The sequence below is a fragment of the Halobacteriovorax sp. GB3 genome (assembly GCF_028649655.1).
In the GTDB taxonomy this organism is placed as follows: Bacteria; Bdellovibrionota; Bacteriovoracia; order Bacteriovoracales; family Bacteriovoracaceae; genus BSW11-IV.
This window is the reverse complement of sequence record NZ_JAQSLN010000003.1, coordinates 773,210-796,769: the sequence shown is the minus strand read 5'-3', so window position 1 is coordinate 796,769 and position 23,560 is coordinate 773,210. Positions and strand designations below refer to the sequence as shown.

Annotated in this window: 26 protein-coding genes; 15 read left to right on the top strand and 11 right to left on the bottom strand. The window is 37.0% G+C overall.

What is annotated here, in order from left to right; genetic code table 11:
- Nucleotides 1–118: 118 nt before the first annotated feature.
- Nucleotides 119–892, bottom strand: coding sequence for a 3'-5' exonuclease (locus HBN50_RS10085; protein WP_273869632.1), 774 nt, complete (start codon nucleotides 890–892; stop codon nucleotides 119–121).
- Nucleotides 893–1,094: 202 nt separating this feature from the next.
- Here HBN50_RS10085 and HBN50_RS10080 point away from each other — a divergent pair, with 202 nt between their 5' ends.
- The 4 genes from HBN50_RS10080 (at nucleotide 1,095) to HBN50_RS10065 (ending at nucleotide 6,676) form a co-directional block, all read left to right on the top strand.
- Nucleotides 1,095–2,666, top strand: coding sequence for an ATP-binding protein (locus HBN50_RS10080; protein ID WP_273869629.1), 1,572 nt, complete (start codon nucleotides 1,095–1,097; stop codon nucleotides 2,664–2,666).
- A 15-nt stretch (nucleotides 2,667–2,681) separates the two neighbouring features.
- The gene (locus HBN50_RS10075) at nucleotides 2,682–3,356 is read left to right on the top strand and encodes a response regulator transcription factor (RefSeq protein ID WP_273869627.1); all 675 of its coding nucleotides are present in this window, start codon (nucleotides 2,682–2,684) and stop codon (nucleotides 3,354–3,356) included.
- Nucleotides 3,357–3,431: 75 nt separating this feature from the next.
- Nucleotides 3,432–4,229, top strand: a complete 798-nt coding sequence (locus HBN50_RS10070; RefSeq protein WP_273869626.1) for a DsbA family protein — start codon at nucleotides 3,432–3,434, stop codon at nucleotides 4,227–4,229.
- A gap of 143 nt (nucleotides 4,230–4,372) precedes the next feature.
- Complete coding sequence (locus tag HBN50_RS10065) at nucleotides 4,373–6,676, top strand: efflux RND transporter permease subunit (RefSeq protein ID WP_273869625.1); 2,304 nt, start codon at nucleotides 4,373–4,375, stop codon at nucleotides 6,674–6,676.
- Here HBN50_RS10065 and HBN50_RS10060 read toward each other — a convergent pair.
- The gene (locus HBN50_RS10060) at nucleotides 6,663–7,388 is read right to left on the bottom strand and encodes a PilZ domain-containing protein (protein WP_273869624.1); all 726 of its coding nucleotides are present in this window, start codon (nucleotides 7,386–7,388) and stop codon (nucleotides 6,663–6,665) included. The genes HBN50_RS10065 and HBN50_RS10060 overlap by 14 nt on opposite strands.
- Nucleotides 7,385–8,464: a lytic transglycosylase domain-containing protein gene (locus HBN50_RS10055; RefSeq protein WP_273869623.1), complete on the bottom strand. Its 1,080-nt coding sequence runs from the start codon at nucleotides 8,462–8,464 to the stop codon at nucleotides 7,385–7,387. Before HBN50_RS10055 ends, HBN50_RS10060 begins: the two co-directional genes overlap by 4 nt.
- 242 nt (nucleotides 8,465–8,706) lie before the next feature.
- Here HBN50_RS10055 and HBN50_RS10050 point away from each other — a divergent pair, with 242 nt between their 5' ends.
- The 6 genes from HBN50_RS10050 to HBN50_RS10025 are packed head-to-tail and all read left to right on the top strand — an operon-like array spanning nucleotide 8,707 to nucleotide 14,384.
- On the top strand, nucleotides 8,707–9,627 hold the full coding sequence (locus HBN50_RS10050; RefSeq protein ID WP_273869621.1) for an AAA family ATPase: 921 nt from the start codon (nucleotides 8,707–8,709) through the stop codon (nucleotides 9,625–9,627).
- Nucleotides 9,624–10,559 (top strand): DUF58 domain-containing protein, encoded by a 936-nt coding sequence (locus tag HBN50_RS10045; RefSeq protein WP_273869619.1) that lies wholly within the window; start codon nucleotides 9,624–9,626, stop codon nucleotides 10,557–10,559. Before HBN50_RS10050 ends, HBN50_RS10045 begins: the two co-directional genes overlap by 4 nt.
- Nucleotides 10,556–12,469 (top strand): transglutaminase family protein, encoded by a 1,914-nt coding sequence (locus tag HBN50_RS10040; protein WP_273869618.1) that lies wholly within the window; start codon nucleotides 10,556–10,558, stop codon nucleotides 12,467–12,469. Before HBN50_RS10045 ends, HBN50_RS10040 begins: the two co-directional genes overlap by 4 nt.
- A 9-nt stretch (nucleotides 12,470–12,478) precedes the next feature.
- On the top strand, nucleotides 12,479–12,871 hold the full coding sequence (locus HBN50_RS10035; protein ID WP_273869616.1) for an acyl-CoA thioesterase: 393 nt from the start codon (nucleotides 12,479–12,481) through the stop codon (nucleotides 12,869–12,871).
- Nucleotides 12,871–13,581 carry an ABC transporter ATP-binding protein gene (locus HBN50_RS10030; protein ID WP_273869615.1) on the top strand — a complete coding sequence of 237 codons (711 nt, stop codon included), beginning with the start codon at nucleotides 12,871–12,873 and terminating at the stop codon, nucleotides 13,579–13,581. The genes HBN50_RS10035 and HBN50_RS10030 overlap by 1 nt, the downstream gene beginning before the upstream one ends.
- Nucleotides 13,578–14,384, top strand: coding sequence for an ABC transporter permease (locus tag HBN50_RS10025; RefSeq protein WP_273869614.1), 807 nt, complete (start codon nucleotides 13,578–13,580; stop codon nucleotides 14,382–14,384). Before HBN50_RS10030 ends, HBN50_RS10025 begins: the two co-directional genes overlap by 4 nt.
- A gap of 26 nt (nucleotides 14,385–14,410) precedes the next feature.
- Here HBN50_RS10025 and HBN50_RS17625 read toward each other — a convergent pair whose 3' ends face one another.
- Entirely contained in the window at nucleotides 14,411–14,587 is a 177-nt protein-coding gene (locus HBN50_RS17625; RefSeq protein ID WP_443135167.1) for a DUF2914 domain-containing protein, read from the bottom strand.
- The gene (locus tag HBN50_RS10020; RefSeq protein WP_273869612.1) at nucleotides 14,584–15,396 is read right to left on the bottom strand and encodes a hypothetical protein; all 813 of its coding nucleotides are present in this window, start codon (nucleotides 15,394–15,396) and stop codon (nucleotides 14,584–14,586) included. Before HBN50_RS10020 ends, HBN50_RS17625 begins: the two co-directional genes overlap by 4 nt.
- Before the next feature lie 203 nt (nucleotides 15,397–15,599).
- On the opposite strand from HBN50_RS10020, the gene HBN50_RS10015 reads away from it, so the two are divergent.
- A complete protein-coding gene (locus tag HBN50_RS10015; protein ID WP_273869611.1) occupies nucleotides 15,600–16,964 on the top strand; it encodes a hypothetical protein in 1,365 nt (454 codons plus the stop codon).
- A 1-nt stretch (nucleotide 16,965) separates the two neighbouring features.
- Here HBN50_RS10015 and HBN50_RS10010 read toward each other — a convergent pair whose 3' ends face one another.
- From HBN50_RS10010 to HBN50_RS09990, 5 genes are all read right to left on the bottom strand, one after another.
- Nucleotides 16,966–17,709, bottom strand: a complete 744-nt coding sequence (locus HBN50_RS10010; protein WP_273869610.1) for a MipA/OmpV family protein — start codon at nucleotides 17,707–17,709, stop codon at nucleotides 16,966–16,968.
- 24 nt (nucleotides 17,710–17,733) lie between these two features.
- Nucleotides 17,734–17,868 carry a hypothetical protein gene (locus HBN50_RS10005; RefSeq protein ID WP_273869609.1) on the bottom strand — a complete coding sequence of 45 codons (135 nt, stop codon included), beginning with the start codon at nucleotides 17,866–17,868 and terminating at the stop codon, nucleotides 17,734–17,736.
- Nucleotides 17,869–17,944: 76 nt separating this feature from the next.
- Entirely contained in the window at nucleotides 17,945–18,364 is a 420-nt protein-coding gene (locus tag HBN50_RS10000) for a DUF6691 family protein (protein ID WP_273869608.1), read from the bottom strand.
- Nucleotides 18,365–18,374: 10 nt separating this feature from the next.
- A complete protein-coding gene (locus HBN50_RS09995) occupies nucleotides 18,375–18,797 on the bottom strand; it encodes a YeeE/YedE family protein (RefSeq protein ID WP_273869607.1) in 423 nt (140 codons plus the stop codon).
- Between the two features lie 18 nt (nucleotides 18,798–18,815).
- A complete protein-coding gene (locus HBN50_RS09990; protein WP_273869606.1) occupies nucleotides 18,816–19,118 on the bottom strand; it encodes an ArsR/SmtB family transcription factor in 303 nt (100 codons plus the stop codon).
- 85 nt (nucleotides 19,119–19,203) lie between these two features.
- Between HBN50_RS09990 and HBN50_RS09985 the strand changes: the two genes are divergently transcribed.
- Together HBN50_RS09985 and HBN50_RS09980 are read left to right on the top strand one after the other, a co-directional pair.
- Complete coding sequence (locus tag HBN50_RS09985; protein ID WP_273869605.1) at nucleotides 19,204–20,058, top strand: proline iminopeptidase-family hydrolase; 855 nt, start codon at nucleotides 19,204–19,206, stop codon at nucleotides 20,056–20,058.
- A complete protein-coding gene (locus tag HBN50_RS09980) occupies nucleotides 20,055–20,885 on the top strand; it encodes an ATP-grasp domain-containing protein (RefSeq protein ID WP_273869604.1) in 831 nt (276 codons plus the stop codon). Before HBN50_RS09985 ends, HBN50_RS09980 begins: the two co-directional genes overlap by 4 nt.
- A gap of 29 nt (nucleotides 20,886–20,914) precedes the next feature.
- Here HBN50_RS09980 and hpf read toward each other — a convergent pair whose 3' ends face one another.
- On the bottom strand, nucleotides 20,915–21,184 hold the full coding sequence (gene hpf, locus HBN50_RS09975; RefSeq protein ID WP_273869603.1) for a ribosome hibernation-promoting factor, HPF/YfiA family: 270 nt from the start codon (nucleotides 21,182–21,184) through the stop codon (nucleotides 20,915–20,917).
- A 177-nt stretch (nucleotides 21,185–21,361) separates the two neighbouring features.
- On the opposite strand from hpf, the gene HBN50_RS09970 reads away from it, so the two are divergent.
- Together HBN50_RS09970 and HBN50_RS09965 are read left to right on the top strand one after the other, a co-directional pair.
- Nucleotides 21,362–22,630, top strand: a complete 1,269-nt coding sequence (locus HBN50_RS09970) for an acetyl-CoA C-acetyltransferase (RefSeq protein ID WP_273869601.1) — start codon at nucleotides 21,362–21,364, stop codon at nucleotides 22,628–22,630.
- The gene (locus tag HBN50_RS09965; protein ID WP_273869600.1) at nucleotides 22,631–23,560 is read left to right on the top strand and encodes a CBS domain-containing protein; all 930 of its coding nucleotides are present in this window, start codon (nucleotides 22,631–22,633) and stop codon (nucleotides 23,558–23,560) included.

Below are 23,560 nucleotides of genomic sequence, written 5' to 3'. Positions count from 1 at the left end.
TTCTTACATCATGAAAGTCTTACATGTTTGTCGTTATTTTAGGTGTTTACGTCAGATGTATTGAGGGGGGAGGAGGAAAAGAAGAGGCTTCTGACATCAAAAGCCCCTATTGAGTTCTCTATTTCTCTTCGTACCAGTCAAATTCATAGTTGATGCTTCCCTCGTCGAGAAGAACTTTATGAATCATTTTTGACCAAGTCTTATTACCTGGATTCCACTGAAAACGAGCACGTGATACGCGATTTTTAATCTTATTAAAGGTCTCAACTTGTTCTTTATCTTTCCAATTAGGTGCCTTTAATTTTGCAACGATTCTAACCTTGCTTGAGCTTGCAAGCGTTGCCATACGCTCAAAATCGTAGTGTGAAGCAATCTTAAGCATAGAGAGAACATCAGTGACGGCCCTATGTGGGAATGGGTTAATAAAGCCGTGAGCGTGCTCAAGTGCGGCCATATTCTTTTGATGAATCTTTTTAGGGTATTCAATATCAAAGACTGTATCAATCCAAACTTTCTGTGGAAAGGCCACGTCAAAGCGCTTAAAAAGAGCTTCTAACATTGGTTTGTCATACTTCTCGCCATTGTGGGCCATGAGGAAATCGGCCTTTTTCATAATGATGGCCAGGCGATTTAGCGCCATTTGAATCTCTTCGCCCTTAAGACCCCATTCTTCTAAAAGCTGATCGTCAATTCCTGTGAGATCGATGATTTCTTCAGTCATTGGCAGACGGTCTTTTTCATCGATTAGCTCAGAATAGACTTTGATGGGTTGATTAATTCTTGTATCCCAAAGAACGGCACCAATTTCTGTAACGCGATCTTTGTCTAGATTCACACCATTTTCAACGAGATTCTCACTCATTCCTTCGAGGTCTATACCAAGAATTAACATAAATATCCTTTCGTTATTTTGTATTAGTTTTAGAGCTTCTCTTTATACCAATTAAGGCAAAAATGCGCAATGAAGGGACAATACATCTTATTTTTTCTATGTTATTTTTAATCACTCACAATAAAATGACATCCCTTTGACAATCAATTGTTGTTGAGAGGGGATGATCTTCCATAGGTGACATGGATTAAAGGGATTTCTTTTGAGATTGTATTTGGTTTTAATATTAACAGCTGTGACAATGGCCTTCGCGACAGGTTATTTTGCTCTTTTTCTACAAGGCTCTTACACGCCAACGCTACAAGATATTGTCGAGATTAATGAGTTGAAATTAGACTTTCAAAAGAAGGTCACTCCTCGTGCCATAATCAACTTCAATTCAATTTATTACTCACGCCACCAAATTCGACTCATAGATCCTCTCTATACGACACCTGCTGAAAGCGTAAATAAGACGATCAATTACTATTCGAGTGAAGATTGTTATCAGGACTTTGAAGTTCTTGTTAACGAGCCTGGTTTTGAAAAGGTTTGGTTATGGGAAGAGTATCGTTGCGGTAAGCGCTCTCATATACCAGAGTCATTTTTTCAAATAGCTCCTTTTATTCACCCAAGTGGACAAAGTTACGCCTATCTTGCTTTTCGTTTAAATAAAGAGAGAAATAGAACGCGCACTTGGGTGCGATCACATCTTCGCTTTTTTCATATTACTGAGCTTTCTGTTCTCCACGAAGAAGTGGGAAGTCTCGGGGGCATTTATGATCTTCTCGTTAAGTTGGATTATGATTCTATGGTTTCCCTTTCGCGTGGAGAGGGGACAATTCTTACAAAGAACTATCTGCTAGCGAGAATCAAATACCCTGGGCTTGTGCCTATTCTTGAGTATCGTTTTTACGATCGAGAGGACCTCGATAGCTTTGTTAAAGATTCTCCCTTTATGGTGCAAAATTATAAGCAGGGAAGACCTTGTTTCTATCGTGATGGAGAGTTGTGTTGGGATTACAACGTTAAGCATATTTTTAAACTTGCTAACTTTTCTACAGTCACTTTCTTTGTGGGACTCATTGTTATTTGTGTTCTTGTGGTTCGTCTTCTTCTTGTTAAAATTAAAAACCAAAGACAAGAAGAGGAGAGAAAGAAGTTGGCCTTGCAGGTTTTAACTCATGAATTTAGAACGCCTATTACATCACTCTTACTTTCTATTGAAGAGATGAATAAGCACTTTGATAAACTTGATGATCAAATGCAAGAAGTGTTTCTACGCATGTCAAGTGAGATCTATCGATTGCAGCGTCTAACGGAAAAGAGTCGCAATTATTTAAAGTTTCAGGAGAGTTCAAAGCTTATCCATTTGAATGAAGAGAAGTATCCTTCGATTGCTGGAATGCTCGATGAGATTGTTTTTACTTTTGAAGATGAGAAAGGCGATGACTTTCGCTATGAGTTCTTGGGCGCTGATAGGGCCATCCATGTAGATCTATATTGGCTACTTATTGTTTTAAAGAACTTAATTGAAAATAGTTTCAATCATGGTCAGGTACCTGTTCTTTTCCAAGTTGAAGTGAAAGAAAAGAGTGTAAGTTTCACTGTTCAAGACCAAGGCTCGTGTCAATTTGAATCGCTTGAAGAGTTAACGAGTGAGTTTGTAAAAGGGAATAAAAGCTCTGGATCAGGGCTTGGAATGAATATTGTCTCAAAAGTCGTTAAAGAGATGGATGGGAAATTAATTTTTTGTAAAAATCCGACAACGTTTAAAGTTGTTTTGAATCGATAAGATTAGGAGTATCAAATGGCCAAAGTTCTGATGGTTGAAGATGACCAAAACTTAGGAACTTCACTCGAGAGTTACTTAAAGGGTGAAGGAATGGACGTTCTCTGGAGCACTTCTCTTGAACAAGCGAGAGAGAAGATGAATGGCGATATTGAACTTGTCGTTTTGGACTGGATGTTACCAGATGGTCAAGGGATCGATTTCTTAAAAGAGCTAAGAGGTGAGGGAAATACTGTTCCTGTTATTATGCTTACGGCCAGGGCCGATCTCATCGATAAAGTTATTGGACTAGAAACAGGCGCCAATGATTATATGACTAAACCTTTTGAACCGCGAGAATTAATTGCAAGAATGCGTGTTCAATTAAGAAATCCTGCTCCTCATTCGGATATTGCACCTTCAAGTAAAATTATCCGAGGTACACTAGAGATTGATATTGATACTAGAGAAGTCAGTTTTGAAGGAAACAAAGTTGAATTAACAAAGATGGAATTCGACTTTTTAAAACTTCTAGCAGAAACACCTAATAGGGCCTTTTCGCGCGATGAAATCCTCAATAAGGTTTGGGGTTATGAGAATTATCCATCAACGAGAACTGTTGATACACATGTACTACAATTGCGCCAAAAGCTTGCAGACGAGCTTATTGAGACCGTTCGCGGGATCGGATACCGATTTAAATTCTCGAATTGACAATTATTTTTCATTGAATTGACATAGAAGTCCTCTCTCATTGGCATAATCGTTAAAGAGCAAAGGGAGGACACTATGTCTAAAAGTAAAATGTGGATCATGACAATGGCGCTTTTACTGGTCTCATGTAAAGAAAGTGATGACAGTTTAAAGCAGCGCATTTCAAAAATTTTAAAAGAAGATCCAGAAGTTATCACAAAAATCATGGAAGAAAATCCAACTCAATTTGTTGAAACCTTCCAGCGTATGGTTCAAAAAGCGCGCAAAGATATAGCAGCTAAAGAGCAGCAAGAGCGTGAGAAACAATTTCTTCAGTCTTTTGAAAACCCTCTAAAACCTAGTATTAGAAAAGATGAAACATTTCGTGGAGATAAGAATGCTCCGATTACGATTGTTGAATATACCGATTTTCAATGCCCATTTTGTTCTAGGAGTATGGCCACGATTAGTGAGTTGATGAAGCGCTATAAAGGTCAAATTCGACTCGTTTATAAGCATCTTCCACTGAGCTTTCACCCTCAGGCGATGATTGCTGCTAAATACTATGAAGCTATTCGTATTCAAGATGAAAGTAAGGCCTTTGCTTTTCATGATGAAGTTTTCAACAATCAGGCCAAGCTTAAAAATGGCGAGAAGTATCTTTCAAAAGTCGCAAAAAAACTTGGGGTTAATATGAAAAACCTTAAGAAGAATCTAGATTCCGAGCGAGTGAATAAGAGAATTGAACAAGATATGGAAGAGGCCAAGAAATTCAATATTCAAGGTACTCCAGGCTTTGTCGTAAATGGTATTCCTGTTCGCGGAGCTTATCCAATAGATCATTTCGAGCGTGTGATTAATGAATTAAAAAATAGAAACAAACTAGCACTCTAGCTTGCTGAGTGCTCAGTCCCTCTCTCATGGGCCTTCGAGTATCCCTTGTCACCACAAATACAACTCGAAGGCCCTTTTTTATCTTAAGATTTGTCTAGAAAAATACTCGTGAAATTTAAAAGTGCTCATGCTAGATTTTAACTATGAAGAATTTTAAAATCTATCTGGCAAAGCTACCAACTCGCTATCCAAAAACACATCTTGCTATCGGTCTTTTTTTGATCTTAATGCTTAGTCCATTTCTCTTTCAAATAGAATTTGATTTTGGAGCGAAAGTTTGGTTTCGCCAATCAGACCCTTATATTGTTTCTCTCAATGAATTTGAAAAGAATTTTGGTAATGACGAGAGTTTAGTTGTTGCTCTGCAAACTGAGAGTAATATTTTTAATCCAAAGACTCTTCAATTATTAAATGATGTCACTGAAAAGATGTGGGAGATTCCAAGTGTTATTCGAGTTGAGTCTTTAACAAACTACCATTGGACTCAGGCCGAGGGCGATGACATTATGACAGAACCCTTCATCCCTTTGGACACTCTTGATGATCGTGAGATTCTACTTTCAAGAGAAAAGCAGGCCCGAGATCATGATGTTATTTCTCGCATGTATGTTTCAAAAGATTTTAAAAGTGCCATTGTCTATGGAAGGCTAGCCTATGTCCCTGGAGAGGAGACTGATTTTAATAAAGTTTATGAAGGAGCTCTCAAGGCACTAAAAGAATTTGAAAATAACGAAGGGGTGAAAATTCACTTACTAGGACAGCCCTCTGTAAGTCATCACTTTCAGGCCCTCTCATTTGGCGATATTCAGCAAATGGTTCCCATACTTCTTCTTCTTATTCTCTTTTATCTCTTATTTTGTTTTAGAAGTTTTAATGGAATTTTTATTCCCTTTTGTATTATTGGTGCAAGTCTTTCTTTCACTGGAGGGCTTATCGGTCTGCTTGGACTGAAAGTCAATACACTCACTTTCATTCTTCCAAGTGTTTTGATTGCAATTTCTATTGCTGATTCTGTCCACATCTTGGCATCGTTCTATAAGAATAGGACAGAGGGCATGGAATTAGAAGAAGCCTGTACGATGTCGCTCGTAAAAAATATTTGGCCTATCACTCTTACAAGTCTTTCCACGGCCATCGGTTTTTTTAGTCTTATGAATTCTGAAATCGTTCCTGTTAAAGATGTTGGGCTACTTGCGGGGATTGGGACAATTTGTGCTCTCTTTTTTAGCTATTTCTATGCTGTACCGATTTTGTATTTAACAAAGGACTCAGCGCGTGAGAGCGTTCTTGATAAGAACCTTTTGAGTAAAGACAAAATTGCTCGTTATTTACGTTTTATCTACAAAATTCGTTATCTTGTTATTGGACTGTCTTATCTAATTACTTGTGGTGCTTTTTACTTGGCCTTACAAAATGAAGTAAATTCTAATCCCTATGATTATTTTCGAGATGATGATCCTATAACTCATAGCAATCAATTCGTTCTATCCAATTTTGGAGGTTCAGGTGGTCCTGAATTAATTTTTGATTCCTCTTCTTTGGAGGGAGTGAAAGAACCTGAGTTTTTAAAGAAGATTGAAGCTTTTCAACAGTGGGTTGAATCTGAAAATTATGTCAATAAAGCTGTGAGTGTCGTTGATATCTTAAAAGAAGTGAACCAATCCTTGAATGGAGGAGAGGAGGCACATTATAAAATTAGTGATCAAAAAGATGTGATCGCACAGGAGCTTTTTCTCTATACCATGTCTCTTCCTCAAGGAATGGATATTAATAATAGAATCGATTTGAAAAATAGACTTCTTCGCATGAGTCTCATTTGGGATCTTCAGTCTTCAAAAGAAAGCTTAGAAAAAGTTGAGGTGATTGAGAAAAAGGCCAAGGAAATGGATATGAAGATGGAAGTGACAGGTAAACCTGTGCTCTTTCATCGAATGAATAGTTATGTGGTTGATACTTTTTTTAAGAGTATGGGAATGGCGCTCTTGTTTATCACTGTACTTTTAATGATTATCTTTCGATCTTTTTCAACGGGACTTCTCTCCCTCATTCCAAACTTTGTTCCTATCATTATTGGAGGAGGTCTTTTAACAATCCTTAATAAGCCAATTGATGTTGGATGCGCTTTAGTGGCGAGTGTCACCCTTGGTATTGCAGTAGATGATACGATTCATTTTCTCTCGCACTATAAAGATTTAAAAAGTCGCGGGATGGATTGTTTTAGTGCTCTTGTGAATGTTTTCTATACAACAGGCTTTGCTCTCATTGTAACGACTGTCATTCTCGTGTCGGGCTTTGGTATTTTTATGTTTGCCCACTTAGTTCCCAATATTAATTTTGGTATTCTGTGCGCATTAGTGCTAACAATAGCGCTAGTTTGCGATCTCGTCGTCCTACCAGCGCTAATATTAGCTTTTACAAAAGAGAAGGATAAAATTAGTGCGCCATGATGAGCGCACTATTGAGCTTAATATACTCTTTGGTTGAAAGATCTTTGAACCTCATTCCAATACCCGCGGGATAAGTACCTTTAGCAAGAGACTTCCTTACAACTGTGGCATCGGAAATAATATGGGCGTGCTCGTCTATATCAACTTCTATATGGAGGTCTTCGCCAGTTGTAAGAACAGGTACATGCTCTTCTTTGAAGTGAGCATCATATTTTAGAAAGAGCCCTGTCGTTGATATGTCATAAGTCTCTCCAAGAAGAATCTTTTCTTCGCCTTTAATGAGAAAAACTTTTGAGTGTATTGGGTATCTCTTTGGAATAAGCCACCAACGCATATGTTGATTTCTTATGAGGTTACTCTCTTTTGCTAAAAAGAGTGAGCCCTGAATTGCTAAAAAAATAATTGTTGAAAAGAAAATCGTCTCTGCCGAAAAATCCATTCCATATCTTGCGATAATGAGATTGTTAATAAAGACAGAAACCATTGTAAGAGGAATCAAGAAGCGCAAAGATTTATGAGCGTGGTAAAAGGCCACAGAACTCATTGCACAAGTAATCATAACAATCCAATTTGTGAATGTAATCTTATCCAAGATATAATTAAACTCATTAGGACCATGTTTAAAGATAAGGGCAATCTGTAATGGGATTGCAATGGCCACAATAAAGTTAAAAAGACTTAATCCATTATAAATAAGTGGTCTCTCTCTCATAAATACCTCTCACCATTTGAAAAATGGTAGCAGTAGCTTTTTACCATTTTTACATATTTTCTTGCTTCATTAAGTTGGTTGGATTGGAGCCATGAATCTCCAAGTTTTTCTATTTCTCTTCGTACACGGTAGGGGCCAGAGTTGTAACTTGCCAATACTAAATCTGTTAATCCAAAGCGTGCGATATGCTCAGGGTATCGATCCCAATAAGATTCGATGTAGCGGATATAACTGATTCCACCGAGAATGGAGTATCTCTTATTAAGTCGCCATTCATTATTCTCATTAACTTTACCTAATTTAATTAAGGTTTTAATCGTTGCGACACTGTAGTTGTCTAAGTCTGGATATTCTGGCCAATTTTTATATTGATCCAGAACATGAGACTCTGCTAATTCTGTGATTTGTGTAAGGCCAATGGCCTTGGCCCAGCTGACGGCCTTTGTATTAAAGCCTGATTCCTTAGCAATAAGTCCAGCCATTAAAGAGGGATTGAGCTCTTTTTGTTTTCCATAATTTTGCAGAGAAGAGATGAAACTCTTTTTTACATTGAATGGGTAAGTATCGACAATGGGATTTAATTTATCGAGACGACACGTCGGTCTTGGATATTCTTTTTCTAAAATAAAGTCTTTTCCAATGAAGCGAACCGAAACGTCGTGTCCTTTATGGGCCGGAAGCTTGATTCTTGGAATCGTCACAAGATATTGCTTTCCATCAGCAGAGATTTCGACTTGAGACTTCTTTACGACATCACTCGTTACATTGAGATTATTATAGAATATTTGAAATTTAGACTCTTCTGTTAGCTGCACAGGAGAAGTGATTTTTATCTGAACACTTCCTTTGTCGTGATAATTCATATGACTTGGATAGAACTCAATTTTTGCAACTCTCTCACTAGAAAGATCGCGAAGTGCCTCTGTTTTATCATGAGCAAAATACTCAACATTTTTTGCCGTAAACGGATTGTGCGCACCAAATGGACTCATCGGTCCAGCACAGGAGATAAGTGTTGGTGTGATCGCCAAATAGGGCAGTAGCATCTTCGTGATTGTACATCTTTTGTCTTTCATAGGAGCAAAGTTTCATGAGTTCTAGTTCCAAGGGCGCTGACGTTCAATATGGATCTAGAAGGGTTAGTTCTATTGTTAGAGATTTTTACCATCAGACGAAGTAAGCTTTTTCAAAAATGCATAAGAACCTGAATTATGGTAAGATTAAAATAATTGAATTTAAGTTTTAACCTCTTAAATCAACAAGGATTGCCAGTTTTTCTTGTTATTTATAGGCCAAGTGTCTAGAAAAAGGAGTTTTCTTGTTACGCCCTCTTAAAGTCGATTTTCAACAGTTTATGGAAAAGGCCAGTGAGATTCTCATTGGAAAGAATGATGAACTCGAATTGAGCCTTATCGCGGCCCTCTGTCGCGGTCATCTTTTGATTGAAGATATTCCTGGAGTTGGAAAGACCACACTGGTCCAGCTTGTTTCAAAGTTATTAGGCCTTAACTTCTCGCGTATTCAATTTACCAACGATCTATTGCCCTCTGATATTTTAGGTTTCAATTTATATGATAAGAACAAAGGTGAGTTTGTTTTTAAAAAAGGACCTATTTTTGGAGAGCTTGTTCTTGCCGATGAATTAAATAGGGCCTCTCCTAAAACGCAGAGTGCTCTTTTACAAGTTATGGAAGAACATCACATTAGCATCGATGGGGAAGACTTTAAAATGGATGGACCTTTTTTAGTTTTTGCAACTCAGAACCCTTTCCAACAAATTGGGACATCACCACTACCAGAGTCTCAACTTGATCGCTTCTTCATGGGGATAAGTCTGGGGCTTCCAGATCGAAAAGCAGAAAAAGAAATTTTAAAATCAACTCATGTAAAAGAGAGACTTCAAAATGTCCTACCTGTCATGATGAAAGACCAGCTTATTTTTCATCAAAATGAAGTTCTTAAAGTCCATGTAAAAGAAGAACTCTATGATTACGTTCTAAATCTCATGGATTACGGGAGAAATCATTTAGAAGAAAGTTTTGCGCTTTCAACAAGGGCGGCCAAAGATCTTATTCTCGCCGCAAAGGCACGCGCCTATCTCTATGATCGTGACTATGTTATTTTAGAAGATATTCAAGGGCTTTGTCCTTACGTTTTAGGTCATCGAGTTGGTTTTGAAAGAGGACTTGTCTATGGAATCAATATTGTAAAAGAGATGGTTCTTAAAGTAAGACCTTGATGAGAGCACTTAAAGAAAAATATTCTTTTTATCGAAAACTCTTTTTTAAATCTTTTGTTAAAGATAGGCGGATATATATATTTCCAACAAAGATTGGTCTCTATTACTGTGGAGGAATTTTTATCTGCTTTCTTCTGGCCATGACCTACGGAAACTCGCTGGCCTATACCGTTTCTTTTCTCTTTTTTTCATTTCTTATCTGTGTATGTTTTTCAACAAATTTTTCATTAAAAGATATTGATGTTGATTTTTCTGATGAGCAAGTTTTAATTTGTGGATATCAGGATAGTGGCAAATTGATTCTCGCTAATCATGCTAAAGAGAATCGTTATTCCCTCGAATTTGATATAAAAGATCTTCAAGTTGAATCATTAGAGTTATTAGAAGCTGATTCCTTAAAAAAAGTAGAATTCAGACCAAGATTGTGGCAGAGAAAGGTTTTAAAAATTGATCGAATTAAAGTCTATACTGATTTTCCATTCTCTCTCTTTAGGGCCTGGTTTTACGTTCGTTTAGCTAATCGAATTTATGTATTAAATGAGCCTGTAAAAGACGATCAATTTGATCTTATCGAAAAAGAATCCCTCAAAGGTAAGTACAAACAAGGAGGAGATCAATTCTCCCATCTAAGAGAGTATCAAGGAGATAATCTGTCAAGTCGACTTGATTGGAAGCGCTATTCATATAATGAAAAGCTCTATATAAAAGAGTTTTCAAAGAACCTCGCTCCCAAAAAAGATCTTCAGCTTGATTTACTTTCTGGAAATATAGAAGAAAAGCTCCAAAAACTAACTTATCAAATTATTGAGATGACCAAAGTCGATCAAGATTTCAGTGTCTCATTTGGAAGGAGAACTTTAGGCCCAGGTAAGGGAGAAGAGTTTAAAAAAAGATGTCTCATTGAGATTGCTCGCTATAGAGGGGATGTATGAAAAAAGAATACTTGTACTCCCTTTTTTTTAGTCTCTTTGTTTATTTGCCTTTTTGCACGCGAGCTCCACTGGTCATCAATTTATGTCTTTTAGCTCTTTTAATTCTCTCTTTCGTTAGTCAGAAATATTACAAGATTCACTCTTATATTGTTCACATTCTTCTTGTAGTAAGTGTTGGGGTTTATTGGCTTGAATATGGAACTCTTAGAAGTATTGAAGGAGGGGTGTTTCTCTTAAGCTTATTAACTCTCGTAAAGACTTTTGAGATTGAATCTCGAAGAGACTATTTTCTTTTTCTTCTTATTGTGATCTTGCAACTTGTAGGTCACATGCTAAATACTGAGAGCATCTCTCTTGTTCTTTATTGCTTAGCTCTTCTTTCATTGATGTTTGCTTCAATGGTTAAAGTTCGTTTTGAGAGAGAACACTCATTCAACACATTTGGACTATTGAAAAAGTATCTTGTGTTTTCAATTCCTCTAACATTGCTCTTCTTTTTTCTTTTTCCACGACTACAAATGAATAGCTTCTTTATTGGGAAGCTGAATAATCAGGGAAAGAGTGGATTTTCAAAAGAGTTGAATCCTGGTGATATTTCCAAATTAGCTCTTAGTGACGAGACGGTATTTCGTGCTCGAATCGATGAGACAAGTGAGATCGAGGGGCTCTATTGGCGTGGAACAATTTATCATGAAAATGAAGGGTTAAAATGGAAGCAAGGAAAAATTGCTAGAGATGAATTCAAGCGGGGCACTAATGAGTCTAAGTACCGAGTTAGCTTTGATAATTATGACAATGGTCACGTCTTCACATTAGAGGATACCTATCGCATTAAGAGTCTCTCCGCGGCCAGAGAGTTTCGTGGATCAGGCAAAAACTTTCTTCTCTTTTCTTATCGTGATGAAAAATTGCGCTTTACTGGCCATCGATCCAAGGGCCTTCTTTATTATCCGGCCAAGGAAAATCTTGATAAGTATCTTCAAATCCCTAGTGGAAGTGAACGTTTCAAAAGCTTTATTAGAGAGACCTTCTCAAAGCTTGATGGAAGGAATAAAAAAGTAAAGGCCGTTTTATCTTATCTTGCTAAAAACAATTACGAGTATTCTCTTGAGCCTGGTGATTTGAAAGGAGATAAGTTGGAGGATTTTTTCTTTAATACAAAGAAGGGATTCTGTGAACATTATGCGGCTAGTGTTGCTTATGCATTTCGAGTCTTGGGGATACCTTCACGTATCGTTGGCGGTTATCAGGGAGGACGCTATAATTCGATGGGAGAGTATATCATCGTTACAAGTCGCGATGCTCACGCGTGGGTTGAGTTCCTTTCAAAAGATGGTCATTGGAAAAGAGTCGATCCCGTTCAATATATTGCACCAGAAAGAATCACTATGGGTGCAAATTTCTTTTATCAAAGAAGTTCTGAGAATCTAAGCACTGGCAGTTCTCGTGATACACTTTTGAATGAATTGCGTTTATTTGTTGATCTCGTTTATTTTAATTTAAATACTTACTTTCTTAACTACGACAAAGAGAACCAAATGGAGCTTCTGACAAAGATCTTTGGCAAGAAACCCTCAAAGTTTGTTCTCTTCTCTTTCATGTTTAGTTTTTTTATCGTTTCGCTCCTCGTCCTTTATCTTGTTTATGTTCTTAACTGGAGAAAAGCTCCTTATCAGAGAGTCTTTGAAAAAGTGATGAGAAAGATTGAAAGGGATAGTGGAGTTACTAAAAGCACAAACCTTGGCCATGAATTATATATGAAAGAGATATCAAAAAATTCTAAGCGTTTAGAAATAGAGTATTTGATAGTAAGAAGGTATAATTACCTTAAATATGCAAAGGGCCCAAAAAGAGATGATTTTGTCTCTTTTATCGAGCTTTGTAAAAAATATTTATCGAATGAAAAATAGGAGTACACCATGTCTGAACGTCAACCAAAAGGTGAATTATGTGTTCGAACTCTGGCCATGCCAGGTGATACAAACCCTAATGGAGATATCTTTGGTGGTTGGGTATTATCACAAATGGATATTGCCGGCGGTATTTACTCGGGTAAGCGCTGCCAGGGGAGAACGGTTACTGTTGCCGTAGATTCAATGACATTTCATAGACCTGTCTTAGTTGGTGATGTCGTTTGTGGATATTGCGAAACAGTAAAAGAGGGAAATACTTCTTTGGCCGTTAAGATTGAAGCCTGGGTTATTCGCCGCAATGAAACAGAGAGAACAATTGTAACGGAGGGGGTTTTTACTTACGTTGCTGTTGATGAAAATAGAAAACCACGTTCAATCGATTCAAGTGAGAATGATTAATGTCCCATCTCAATGTCAATAATCTTACGAAGTCCTATGGTCAATTAAAAGCGCTCAAAGATGTTAGCTTCCAACTTAATAAGGGTGAAATTACAGCTTTGATTGGACCTAATGGTGCCGGGAAAAGTACTTTTGTTAAGTGCCTTATGGGGCTTGTTTTTCAAGATCAAGGGGAAATCCTTTTGGAAGGAGTTAGTTCCAAAGACCATTTCATGAGAAAGGGGATTGCCTATCTTCCTGAGAAGTTTAATTTCTATGACTTTTATACTGTAGAAAGTACGCTTCAGTTTTTTAGTGAACTTAGGTCTGAGATAATGATGAGTGCTGATTTAGATCGCGCTCTTGATAAACTTGGAATCCTTGATCTTAAGCATAGAAAAATGAAAGAACTTTCTAAGGGACAAATGCAACGAGTTGCTCTTGCCTCAATGATTGCTTCTAAAAAAAGCTTTTATATTTTTGATGAGCCCTTTTCTGGCCTAGACCCAATAGGTATTAGGGAAGTAAAGGATCTTTTTGTTGAACTAAAAGGGCAGGGAGCAACTGTTCTAATTAACACCCATATCCTTTCTGAAATGGAGAAGGTTTGCGATAGAGTTCTTCTTATCAATAAAGGGGAGCTTCTCTTTGACGGATATTTGAATGATTCGCAATTGCAGGATGGACTAGAGGATTATTTCATAAAAAGAGTTAAAGAGGTTCAGCAATGATTGCTAGTATTATAAAAAATACGTTTAAGAATGAATTTAGAAATCGTGGAGTCGTTTTTCTTGCGGTAATGAGTTTTGTCATTATCACCATTGGTCTTTTGGCGATTAATTTTCTTATGAAAAACTACGTTCATGAAGACTCATCAGCTCTGATCGCCACCTATATCCTCGATGCCGTTTATACAACGACAACGGTTTGGACGTCTATTGTTGGGCTTATTCTTGGAATAAATTGTGTAAGAAACGATATCTCAAGTGGAACACTTCCCCTTATTCTTAGTATGCCAATTAGAAGACGTGATTATTTAATAGGAAGAATTCTTGGTGCATGGCTTATGTGTCTATGCTTTTTTCTTTTTACTTTTTCTTATTCTACGATGGGACTAAGCATTATGGTCTCTGACTTTGTTTTTTCTTCAAAGTTTATTTTTACCTTTTTCTTAAGTTCTTTCTCATTACTTTTTTCAATTTTTCTAGGAGTTATGTTGTCGACTAAGTTTAGTCGACTTCCCACATTTATTTTTGTTCTCTTTTTAGGGGCGGTTAATGGTTACAGTTCGGCCTATGTTTACAATGTTGGGATAGGTGAGGTCTTTAAAGATTTCAATATTATCAATGCTATTGCACTTGGTTTTTATGCTTTTTTACCACATACAAATGTAATAGGGATTTTTGAAAGTAATATTAGACAGGGCAATCTCGAGAATATCGAAACCCTTTTTTATCACCTTGCTCATTTTGGAGTGAGCTTGGCGCTTATCTTTTTTATCTTTAATTATTTCTTTTCTAAAAAGTCTATCTAAATCGAGTGAAAAGGGCCTTTCGGCCCTTACTCTTTTATTTTTTTGAGTTCTATTTCCTCATCGGCCTTTGAAATCATAAAGTACTTTCTTCCAATCTCTCTGCCGGATCTCGTTTCAATTAAAACGCGCCAATTTCCTTGTGTATAATTTGACTTGTAAGTCGTTGCTCGAAACCCTTTAACTCGACCTCCTATGAGGGTCAAAGGGATTCTGTCACTGGTTTGCCAAATTCCTTTGTGATCTTTTTTTGCCAAACTGCAAAGACCGTATCTTGAAACTCACTTGGGGCAAAAACACTTGTATACAAATAGACGCGATCATTTTCTCTGTATTCAAAATTCGATTCGCCAAATTTCATATTATCGAAAAATTCTTTTTTTTGAGAAAGTAGGTAGTCACTATTTTCTTTTTCTATTTTATAAAAAACTCCAATCTTCGTTAGAGAAAGTGGAACCGGAGGAATCATCTTTGCAAGATAGAGGAGATTAAAAATGATTATGACGCCACACCATGAAGAAGAGATGACTTTCAATAGATCGCCTTGTCGCCTTTTGTGTAAGAGGTAAGCAAGGGGAAAGAGAGATATTAGTGAGAGTGTTGTTGAGAGGAAGAAGAGATCCCCGCCGAGACGGCCTATCGTCATTGGAATGAAATAGGTTAAAAAACTAATCGTACACAGTGAGATGAGAATGCTCTTTACGCTAAGGCCTCTCGTTTTAAAAAATTCTGTTTCATTGAGAAAGAGAAAGGCAAGAATGATGGCCATAAAAATAAAGGAGTTAGAAAGAGATGAGGATTTGAAATAAAAAATACTATATGCACTCAAAAGAGAACCCGTTAAAAAGTGAAGGAGATCATCTAGATAAAGGGCGAACTTTTGAAAGAGAGCTCTTTTAAATTCTATTTCTAAAAGTTGAATCGTAAAAATAGAGTAGAGAATAGTTAAGTAAAATGATTGGCCATAAATATTGAAACGGTCATCTATTCGACCAAGAGTGAAAATATCAAACAAAAAACCTAAGGTAAAAAAAAGTTCCGTCTGAAAATAACGTAGTTTTTCAAATAGGGGATGCTTTTTAATTTTATGTGTGCCTTTCAGATTAAATTGATTAAACATAGGTTATATTACCTTGATTTTGATTTCAATTTAAGGTCGATTCTAGGAAAAAAGATTCATTTCATATTAACTTATTGATTTCCGGTATAATGAAAGGGATGAAAGATTTTATTCTGCTAGAAAAAGAACAAAGGGTTATCGACATCCTTAAGCCAGTGCTTGAGAAAGAGTTCAGTGTGACTGTTCATGTCGGAAGTAGTGAAGAAGAACTCGAGCGTTTAATGGCCATACCGTCAACATTCTCGATTGTTCTGGCCAGAAACTTATATGAGACTGATGATGAGCGAATCTACTTTGCTCAGTTGGCCTTTAATAAGATCTATGACTTAAAATGTGAAAAACCGATCGTATCATTCGGTAGTGTCGATTTCAATTACAATCACCTAAGAAGTCTTACTGATCGCTTTAGAGTTAATGACTTATTTATCGCCATTAAGGATCTTCTCGATCTTGGTACAAAGAGGATGGAAGAGTTAAAGGCGCCAGAGTTTTTACCAGTCCCTCTAAGCAATTTCTATCTTATGACCAGTTGCTGCTGCGATGTCTATATTAAGATACAGAAAGAGGGAATGGATCACTATGTTAAGAGAATTAAAATGGGTGATACTTTCGATAAAGATGTCATTCAAAAGTATGAGCTAATGAATCTTGATTCTTTTTTTGTAAGAAGAGAAGATCACGATATTTTTCTCAATCACCTCATGTCTCAATCTGTTGATAAAGTCGTAAAGACGAAGAAAATAAAGGACCATATCGAAGTCACGACTGACTCCTATGGAATTAGTCAAAATCTTATCGATGATCTTGGGGTTTCTGATCAATTAGTTAATATGTCTAATGTCACAATAGGCTCGATGATGAAAAATATCGAGGATACGACTTTTGGTGAACTTTTAAGGGACCTTTTAAAAAACCAGGATAGTTTCTCATATAAGAGAAGTTATCTAATCTCATTGTTCGCTCATCAGATCATTCCTCATATGGAATGGGGACAGAGTCAAAAGCAATTAAAAGCAAATTTTGAAAAGATAGCTTTCGTCTCTTTCTTTCACGATATCCTCTTAAAAGATGATGAATTACTTAAGATTAATTCAAATGAAGATCTTGCAAATGCTAATCTTCCCGGCTTTAAAGTGACACTAGTCAAAGAGCACGCTAATAAAATTTCTACAATGGTTCAGCAATTTCCAAAAGCTCCTGCAGGTGCAGATGTCATTATTCGTCAGCATCATGGTGTGATCAATGGAGTAGGGTTCGCTGAGAAACCTTCAAGTAATATTTCACCGATGGCGTTAGTCTTTGTTGTTATTGAAGACTTTGTCACTCGACTCTTAATTCAATTAGAAACCGGCAAAATCAGTGCGAGAGAAATTTTTGATGAGCTTGAGCCAAAATATCAGCTCTCAACTTATAAGAAAGTTGTCTCTTTGTTAAAGGCTGTTGTTAGGCCTAAGAGAAAGTAATTTAGAACTGGTAAAACAAAGCTAGAAAGAAGGAATTCACTCGGTCTGTTCTCGTCGTCGGTGAGTTCCTTACAACACTTCCCAAAATTGAGTGAGAAACTGTCGAGAAGACTTTCCAGTGGTCAGTAATACTGTAGTTTGTAAGTAAGCTTAGAGTATAAGAAAAGGCTCCATGGGCAGTATACTCAGGTCGTTCCAGGGAGACCTCATGAGGTCGTACGCCATAGTAATAATTATTATATTTTTGGTTGTTATAGGTCATTGTTAAGCTCGGCCTCAAGAACCACTTGTCGATCATAATTCGATGGCCAAGGCTTGCTGAGTATAGTGAACCATGACTTCTTGATTGCACATCTTTAAGAAACGAAAGGCGCAGAAAGAGGATATTAATACCTCCACCCAGAAACCAAGAGTCTTTTCTCCGATCCATTTCTGGTCCGTAGTAGCGATCACCGGAACGAGTAAGTAAGACAAAAGGTCTGATAAAAGGAGCAGCAAACCAAGTACTTGCTTCTATACCTCGCCCTGATAGTCTTAGAGGGCCAATCTTTATTGTAGCAAAAGGGAAGTAATTTATATTTGTCGGTTTATCAGAGCGATCATAAGTGTTGTCAAAGCGAATATTTCTTTTCACAGCAGCCCCTGCTCCAAGAGAGAAGCCAAAAAATTTTTTCCCATTTTGTTGGGCCTTAATTTCTGCTGAATAGAAAAATATAAATAGTGATGCTAGTGTTAAAATTTTCACTTTTATATGGTGACAAAGTTTACTCTAGGAGTCAATCTTACCACTATCTAGAATGTAATCACAATCGCCAGAAGAATTGATAATTTGTTGGATGATAAAAAATGTCATCGCTCCTAGAAGAGCTTTTGAGATGATGATGAGACGAAAGAATGCTTTCATACTTCTTACCTATAAGTTTAAAGTTTTAACTCTAGGATTATAGGCAAGAAGTAAATAGTATCGGTTTAATTTTCTGTTAAGATTTCATTTTCTTCATTAAAAGATCTGTTATTACCATCGAAGTGACCATGAGCACGACAAATAGTACTGCTTGAAGGTTTCCACTTAGGAGATTGGCAATGGCCGGCCCTGGACATAGACCAATGAGCCCCCATCCAATACCAAACATGGCCGAGCCTATGACAAGACTTGGAGTTATTTGCTTGAGTGCAGGAAGAGAGAAACTCTGATCAAAAAAAGGAGATTTTCTCTTTAATATAAGTGGGAAGCTAAAAAATGTTATAAGGAGTGCCCCACCCATAACAAGACCAAGACTCGGGTCCCAATTTCTTGTGATATCTAAAAATCCTAATACTTTTTTTGGGCTCATCATTCCCGATAATCCAAGGCCAAGAGAAAAAAGTAATCCAGAAACAAGAGCAATTAAATTTCGCATGTTGATCTCCTTATTGACCAAGTACAAAGACAGTGAGAAGGCCAAAGAACATGAATGTTAATGTTGCAATGAGTGAACGAACAGAGAGACGTGATAGTCCGCATATGCCGTGACCACTTGTACATCCAGAACCAATCGTTGTACCAGCTCCTACGAGAATGGCGCCAAGGACGAGCTTGAGCGTGTCAAATTCCATTGTCGCAGCACTGAGATCAGGTTTCACAATAACAGTGATAAATCCTCCAAAAACTAATCCTAAAAGAAAGAGCCATCGCCAAAGTCTATCTCCCTTATCTGAGAGAATCGCATTTCTTGCTATGCCGCTAATTCCTGCAATTTTTCCAAGAGAAGCTAGAAAGACGGTAGCTGAGAGACCAATAAGCATTCCTCCAACAAGGGAGAGTAGGGGGGTGAATTCAGTACTGATTGTCATAGTAAACTCCATTGCTTTTTACTGACAGTAAATCTCATAAAGAGCATTCATTAATTTTTTGATTTTTTGATCTTTTAATTGATAGCGTCTAAATTTCCCATCAATGATTTTAGAGACAAGACCTTCTGATTCTAAACTTTTTAGAAATTGAGAAACTTGAGACTGCGAACATTGAGTCATTTGTTCTAGCTCCCCAACAGTATGTTCTTGCATAGAAAGAAAGCATAAAATTTGCAATCTTTTAGGGTGAGAGAGCGTTTTAAATAACTCTGCAACGATGGGCGATTGTTTAAGTACTTTTTCAAGATCTTTTACCTTCATATTAATATATTATAATATTTTAATATGAAGGTCAAGTAAGCTCTAAAGTATTGTCTTTACAGTAGCTAAAGGCTAGAATTTGGCCATGGCAGTATTAAAAACAAAACTTGGAACAACTTATTATTTAAAAAAGGGTAAGAGGGGAGAAACTCCTATTGTCGGGGCCCATGGTGGACCGGGTGGGACTCACTTATCAATTAAACCACTTCTCGAACTAGCTACAGATAGGCAGGTTGTCGTTTACGACCAAATTGGTTCAGGGCGCTCGAGCGATATTGATCAATCTAAATGGACGATTGAGACTTTTTGTCAAAACTTAGATGAGCTTTTAAATCATCTTGGGTTTGAAGAAGTTATTCTCTATGGAAGCTCATGGGGTGGGACTCTTATTTTAGAGTATTACAAGAGGAACCCTAAAAGAGTTAAGGGGCTCATGTTTCACTCTTCACTCATTTGCTCTAAGCATTGGGTCGAAGATGCTAAGCGCCTCATTTCGAAACTACCAAAGAAGACGCAAGAAATTATTCATTGTTGTGAAAAAGTTGGAGCTACAGACTCTAAAGTATATAAAGAAGCAATTGATACTTATTATAAGCGACATGTTTGTCGTGATCTTAAGGCCTATGAAAAGAAGAAGAAGTCTAAGGCCCGGTTCAATGAAAAGCTCTATCTCTATATGTGGGGGCCAAGTGAGTTTTGTCCAACTGGAACTTTGAAAAAGTATAACGGTCAAAGCATTCTAAAAAAGATTAAAGTGCCAACACTTTTCTTTTCAGGTCAATACGATGAGGCCACCCCTGAGTCAGCAAAAGTCTTTGCTTCTAGAGTGAAGGGCTCGACTTTTAAAGTAATCAAGGGATGTTCACATAGTTCATTTAGAGAGAATAAAGAATTAACGAAGAAGATTATTTCTGATTTTTTAGCAAAGAGCTTTAAATGAAAGAATTGATCATTCTCACAGAATCTCGCTTAAAAGATCTCTACTATGACGACTTGAACTTGAAAGAATCTCTTAATCGTCGTGGAATTGAGATTCAGGCGCGGGACTGGCAGTCTTATAGACCTATTGAGGGCGATCGTATTCTCATAAGGACGCCTTGGAATTATTCGCTTTTTAAAGAAGATTTTTTATCACTTTTAAATCTCATTGAATCTAAAAAATGCAAAGTTTATAACCCCGTTGATCTCATTCGTTGGAACTTGAATAAGCGTTACTTAGAAGAGTTGCAAAAGAGTGGAATAAAGGTTGTTCCGACAACTTATGTTGACTCATTTTCATTGAAAAATCTGGATGCCATTGAGTTTCCTTTCGTCGTAAAACCGATAGTTGGTGCCAGTGGAAGAGATACTTTTTTAATTAAAGGATCATCAGATCTTTCTAAGTTAGAAGTACTTTATAACCAAGCCGTTATGATTCAGCCATTTGTTGAATCAATAAAGAGTGAGGGAGAGTTTTCATTTATTTATTTTGATAATGAATTTTCTCATGCTGTCCAAAAAACAGCAAAAGAGGGTGAGTTTCGAATTCAAGATGAGCATGGGGGAAGTGTTAAGGCTTATAATCCTACAGATGAAGAAATTTCAAAAGTAAATAAAATGCTCAAACTGACGAATCGTTCATTTTTATATGTTCGAGTTGATGTCGTTATTTTTAATGATGACCTGTATCTCATGGAGCTTGAGGCCTTTGAACCTGAGCTTTTCTTTCGCTTTCACAAAGAGTCTAGTGAAGAATTTGCCCGCAAGATAGAAGAATTTCTTTTTTAAAAAAGGCCCTCTATTGAGGGCCTTTTCATTTAGTGTTTGTGAGAGATTTGGTTAGACATTTTATTGATCACAAGATCCATTGTCTTATAGAGATCTTCTGACTTTGCTTTGGCAATAAAGTTGTCTTTTTTATCGTGAACTTTCAATTCAGCAACTTGATCATTGTCTTCAACCCAGCATACCCACTCAAGTTCAGCACTTGCTGTGAGAAACTTTTTAAGCTTTTCTGATTTTTGCTTAATCATCTCATCAAGAGAAGGAGTGTGTTCTAGATTTCTAAAAGAGATTGTGTACTTCATATATTCCTCCGCTGAAATTGTTTTAAGTACATACGTTTCGGTGTGATTTTATTTCCACCAAAGTGTAATGCCTCTTATTTATTTCAACTTAAAATTTGATATTTGTCATGAATTACTTCAAAGAAAATTGGAAAGCGTTTACAATAATAGGGAGTTAAACTTAAATCGGAGAAATACATGAGTAAAAGGGTCTGTATAATCGATTCAGCGAGAATTCCTTTTTGTCGTTCTGGATCAAATTATCTAAAAAAATCAAATTTAGAATTAATGAGTGCTTCTTTAAAAGCGCTTGTTGAAAAAATGAATCTACAAGGCAAAGAAGTTGGGGAAGTTTATCTGGGTGCCGTTTCAAAACATGCTGCTGATTTCTCTCTAGCAAGAGAGTGTGTTGTAGAAAGTGGGCTTTCTCTAGCAACACCTGCAACAGATATTCAAAAGGCCTGTGGAACATCTCTTGAATCAGCGATTAATATTGCTAATAAAATTGCACTTGGACAAATTGATTGTGGAATCGCTGGCGGTGTTGATACAAATAGTGATATTCCTGTAGAATTCTCTAAAAAATTCTCTGATCGTATGGCGAAGATGAATTACTCGAGAACGACAGGGGATAAGTTAAAGGCCCTGAAAGGTTTTTCTTTTAAAGAACTCATGCCAAAGTTTCCAGCGGTTAAAGAACCAAGAACAGGTAAGTCGATGGGACAATCTTGTGAAGATATGGCGAAGACTTGGAATATTTCTAGAGAGGAACAAGATCAACTTGCGTATGAATCTCATCAAAAAGCTTCGAAAGCCTATGAAGAAGGCTTTTATGATGATCTCATTTTTGAGTACAGCGGGGTTAAGAAAGATAATATTCTAAGAGGCGATACTACAGTTGAAAAACTTTCAAAACTAAGACCTGCATTCGATAAATCTGAAAAAGGAACGCTTACTGCCGGGAATTCAACTCCACTAAGTGATGGCGCCAGTTGTGTTTTTCTTTGTAGCGAAGATTATGCAAAAGAGAACGGACTTGAGGTTTTAGCTTATTTAACATTTATGCAATCGGCTGCCGTTAATTATATGGGTGAAGAGGGTCTTCTCATGGCACCAGCTTACGCTGTTCCAAAGCTATTAAAGCAAGCCGGAATTACATTACAGGATTTTGATTTCTATGAAATTCATGAAGCTTTTGCTGCTCAAGTTCTTTGTACGTTGAAGGCCTGGGAGAGTGAAGAGTTTTGTAAAACTAAATTAGGTCTAGATAGTGCTCTTGGAAGTATTGATAGAGAAAAGCTGAATGTAAAAGGTGGATCGCTTGCCATTGGACACCCATTTGCTGCAACTGGATCTCGTATCCTTGGCGCTCTTGCTAAAATCATAAACGAGAAAGGATCTGGTCGTGGACTTATTTCTATCTGTACAGCAGGTGGAATGGGTGTGACGGCTATCGTTGAAAAATAAATGAATGACGATAGAGACGTTAAAGAATTATTCGAAACAAAATTAGGTGATATGGGGCTTCATGAAGTGAAGCTCCTTCCCACTTCAAGTACTGTGCAAGGGTGTTTGGATATTTTGGCGAATAATAATTGGGGATCACTTGTTTTTGGAGAGAGCTCTTCAATTGAGGGGATTATCTCTGAAAAGGATCTCTTATTTAAAGCGTTTTTAAATTATAAAGAATTAAAAGATAAAACTGTTGATGTTATATTTACTGAGAGAGTAAAGAAACTTACAGTCGATAAAACTCTCTATGACTGTCTTGCCATATTTAAAGGTAAAGATATTCGCCACATTCCCATTATCGATAATGAATGCGTACGTATGATGTCGATACGTGATCTACTTCGCTTTCTTTTTCAGGGCCTAGAAAAACAATTAGTAGAATTTCCAATTATTGATCGGTGGGAATCCAAGCACTTTCGTATTTTAGAAGAGGATTTTCATGTGAATCTCGATGAGATCATGGGACTTCTTTCTAATAAAATTCTCTACTGTAATGCCGGTCAAATTTATAGCACAAACTTTGTTATCGTCGATGAAAATGATTCAATGAAACGTGTCGTTGAGTTGATGTGTGAGAAGAAAACAGGTTGTGCTGTGGTCATGTCTTATGAAACAAAAATTGTCGGTATTCTTACAGAGAGAGACTTTATCAAAGATGTCTTTCCAAATTATAGTCTCATCAGTCCTGTAAAGAATTTTATGACACCTTGTCCTCACATATTTGGTGAGAGGCACTATATTGGTAGCGCTCTTCGCAATATGTTTCACTACCGCTATCGCAATATTATCGTTGCCGATGAAGAGGGCTTTCCTATTGGTCTTATAACGCTGTTGGACATTATTCGATTCATGGCCTTTATTCTCAATGTTAAAGCGACTATGTAG

Excerpts from the sequence above, each read along its gene's own strand:
- HBN50_RS10085 (WP_273869632.1), bottom strand. The coding sequence starts at position 892 with ATGTTAATTCTTGGTATAGACCTCGAAGGAATGAGTGAGAATCTCGTT.
- HBN50_RS10075 (WP_273869627.1), top strand. The coding sequence starts at position 2,682 with ATGGCCAAAGTTCTGATGGTTGAAGATGACCAAAACTTAGGAACTTCA.
- HBN50_RS10070 (WP_273869626.1), top strand. The coding sequence starts at position 3,432 with ATGTCTAAAAGTAAAATGTGGATCATGACAATGGCGCTTTTACTGGTC.
- HBN50_RS10065 (WP_273869625.1), top strand. The coding sequence starts at position 4,373 with ATGAAGAATTTTAAAATCTATCTGGCAAAGCTACCAACTCGCTATCCA.
- HBN50_RS10060 (WP_273869624.1), bottom strand. The coding sequence starts at position 7,388 with ATGAGAGAGAGACCACTTATTTATAATGGATTAAGTCTTTTTAACTTT.
- HBN50_RS10055 (WP_273869623.1), bottom strand. The coding sequence starts at position 8,464 with ATGAAAGACAAAAGATGTACAATCACGAAGATGCTACTGCCCTATTTG.
- HBN50_RS10040 (WP_273869618.1), top strand. The coding sequence starts at position 10,556 with ATGAAAAAAGAATACTTGTACTCCCTTTTTTTTAGTCTCTTTGTTTAT.
- HBN50_RS10035 (WP_273869616.1), top strand. The coding sequence starts at position 12,479 with ATGTCTGAACGTCAACCAAAAGGTGAATTATGTGTTCGAACTCTGGCC.
- HBN50_RS10030 (WP_273869615.1), top strand. The coding sequence starts at position 12,871 with ATGTCCCATCTCAATGTCAATAATCTTACGAAGTCCTATGGTCAATTA.
- HBN50_RS10025 (WP_273869614.1), top strand. The coding sequence starts at position 13,578 with ATGATTGCTAGTATTATAAAAAATACGTTTAAGAATGAATTTAGAAAT.
- HBN50_RS10015 (WP_273869611.1), top strand. The coding sequence starts at position 15,600 with ATGAAAGATTTTATTCTGCTAGAAAAAGAACAAAGGGTTATCGACATC.
- HBN50_RS10005 (WP_273869609.1), bottom strand. The coding sequence starts at position 17,868 with ATGAAAGCATTCTTTCGTCTCATCATCATCTCAAAAGCTCTTCTAGGA.
- HBN50_RS10000 (WP_273869608.1), bottom strand. The coding sequence starts at position 18,364 with ATGCGAAATTTAATTGCTCTTGTTTCTGGATTACTTTTTTCTCTTGGC.
- HBN50_RS09995 (WP_273869607.1), bottom strand. The coding sequence starts at position 18,797 with ATGACAATCAGTACTGAATTCACCCCCCTACTCTCCCTTGTTGGAGGA.
- HBN50_RS09990 (WP_273869606.1), bottom strand. The coding sequence starts at position 19,118 with ATGAAGGTAAAAGATCTTGAAAAAGTACTTAAACAATCGCCCATCGTT.
- HBN50_RS09985 (WP_273869605.1), top strand. The coding sequence starts at position 19,204 with ATGGCAGTATTAAAAACAAAACTTGGAACAACTTATTATTTAAAAAAG.
- HBN50_RS09980 (WP_273869604.1), top strand. The coding sequence starts at position 20,055 with ATGAAAGAATTGATCATTCTCACAGAATCTCGCTTAAAAGATCTCTAC.
- hpf (WP_273869603.1), bottom strand. The coding sequence starts at position 21,184 with ATGAAGTACACAATCTCTTTTAGAAATCTAGAACACACTCCTTCTCTT.
- HBN50_RS09970 (WP_273869601.1), top strand. The coding sequence starts at position 21,362 with ATGAGTAAAAGGGTCTGTATAATCGATTCAGCGAGAATTCCTTTTTGT.
- HBN50_RS09965 (WP_273869600.1), top strand. The coding sequence starts at position 22,631 with ATGAATGACGATAGAGACGTTAAAGAATTATTCGAAACAAAATTAGGT.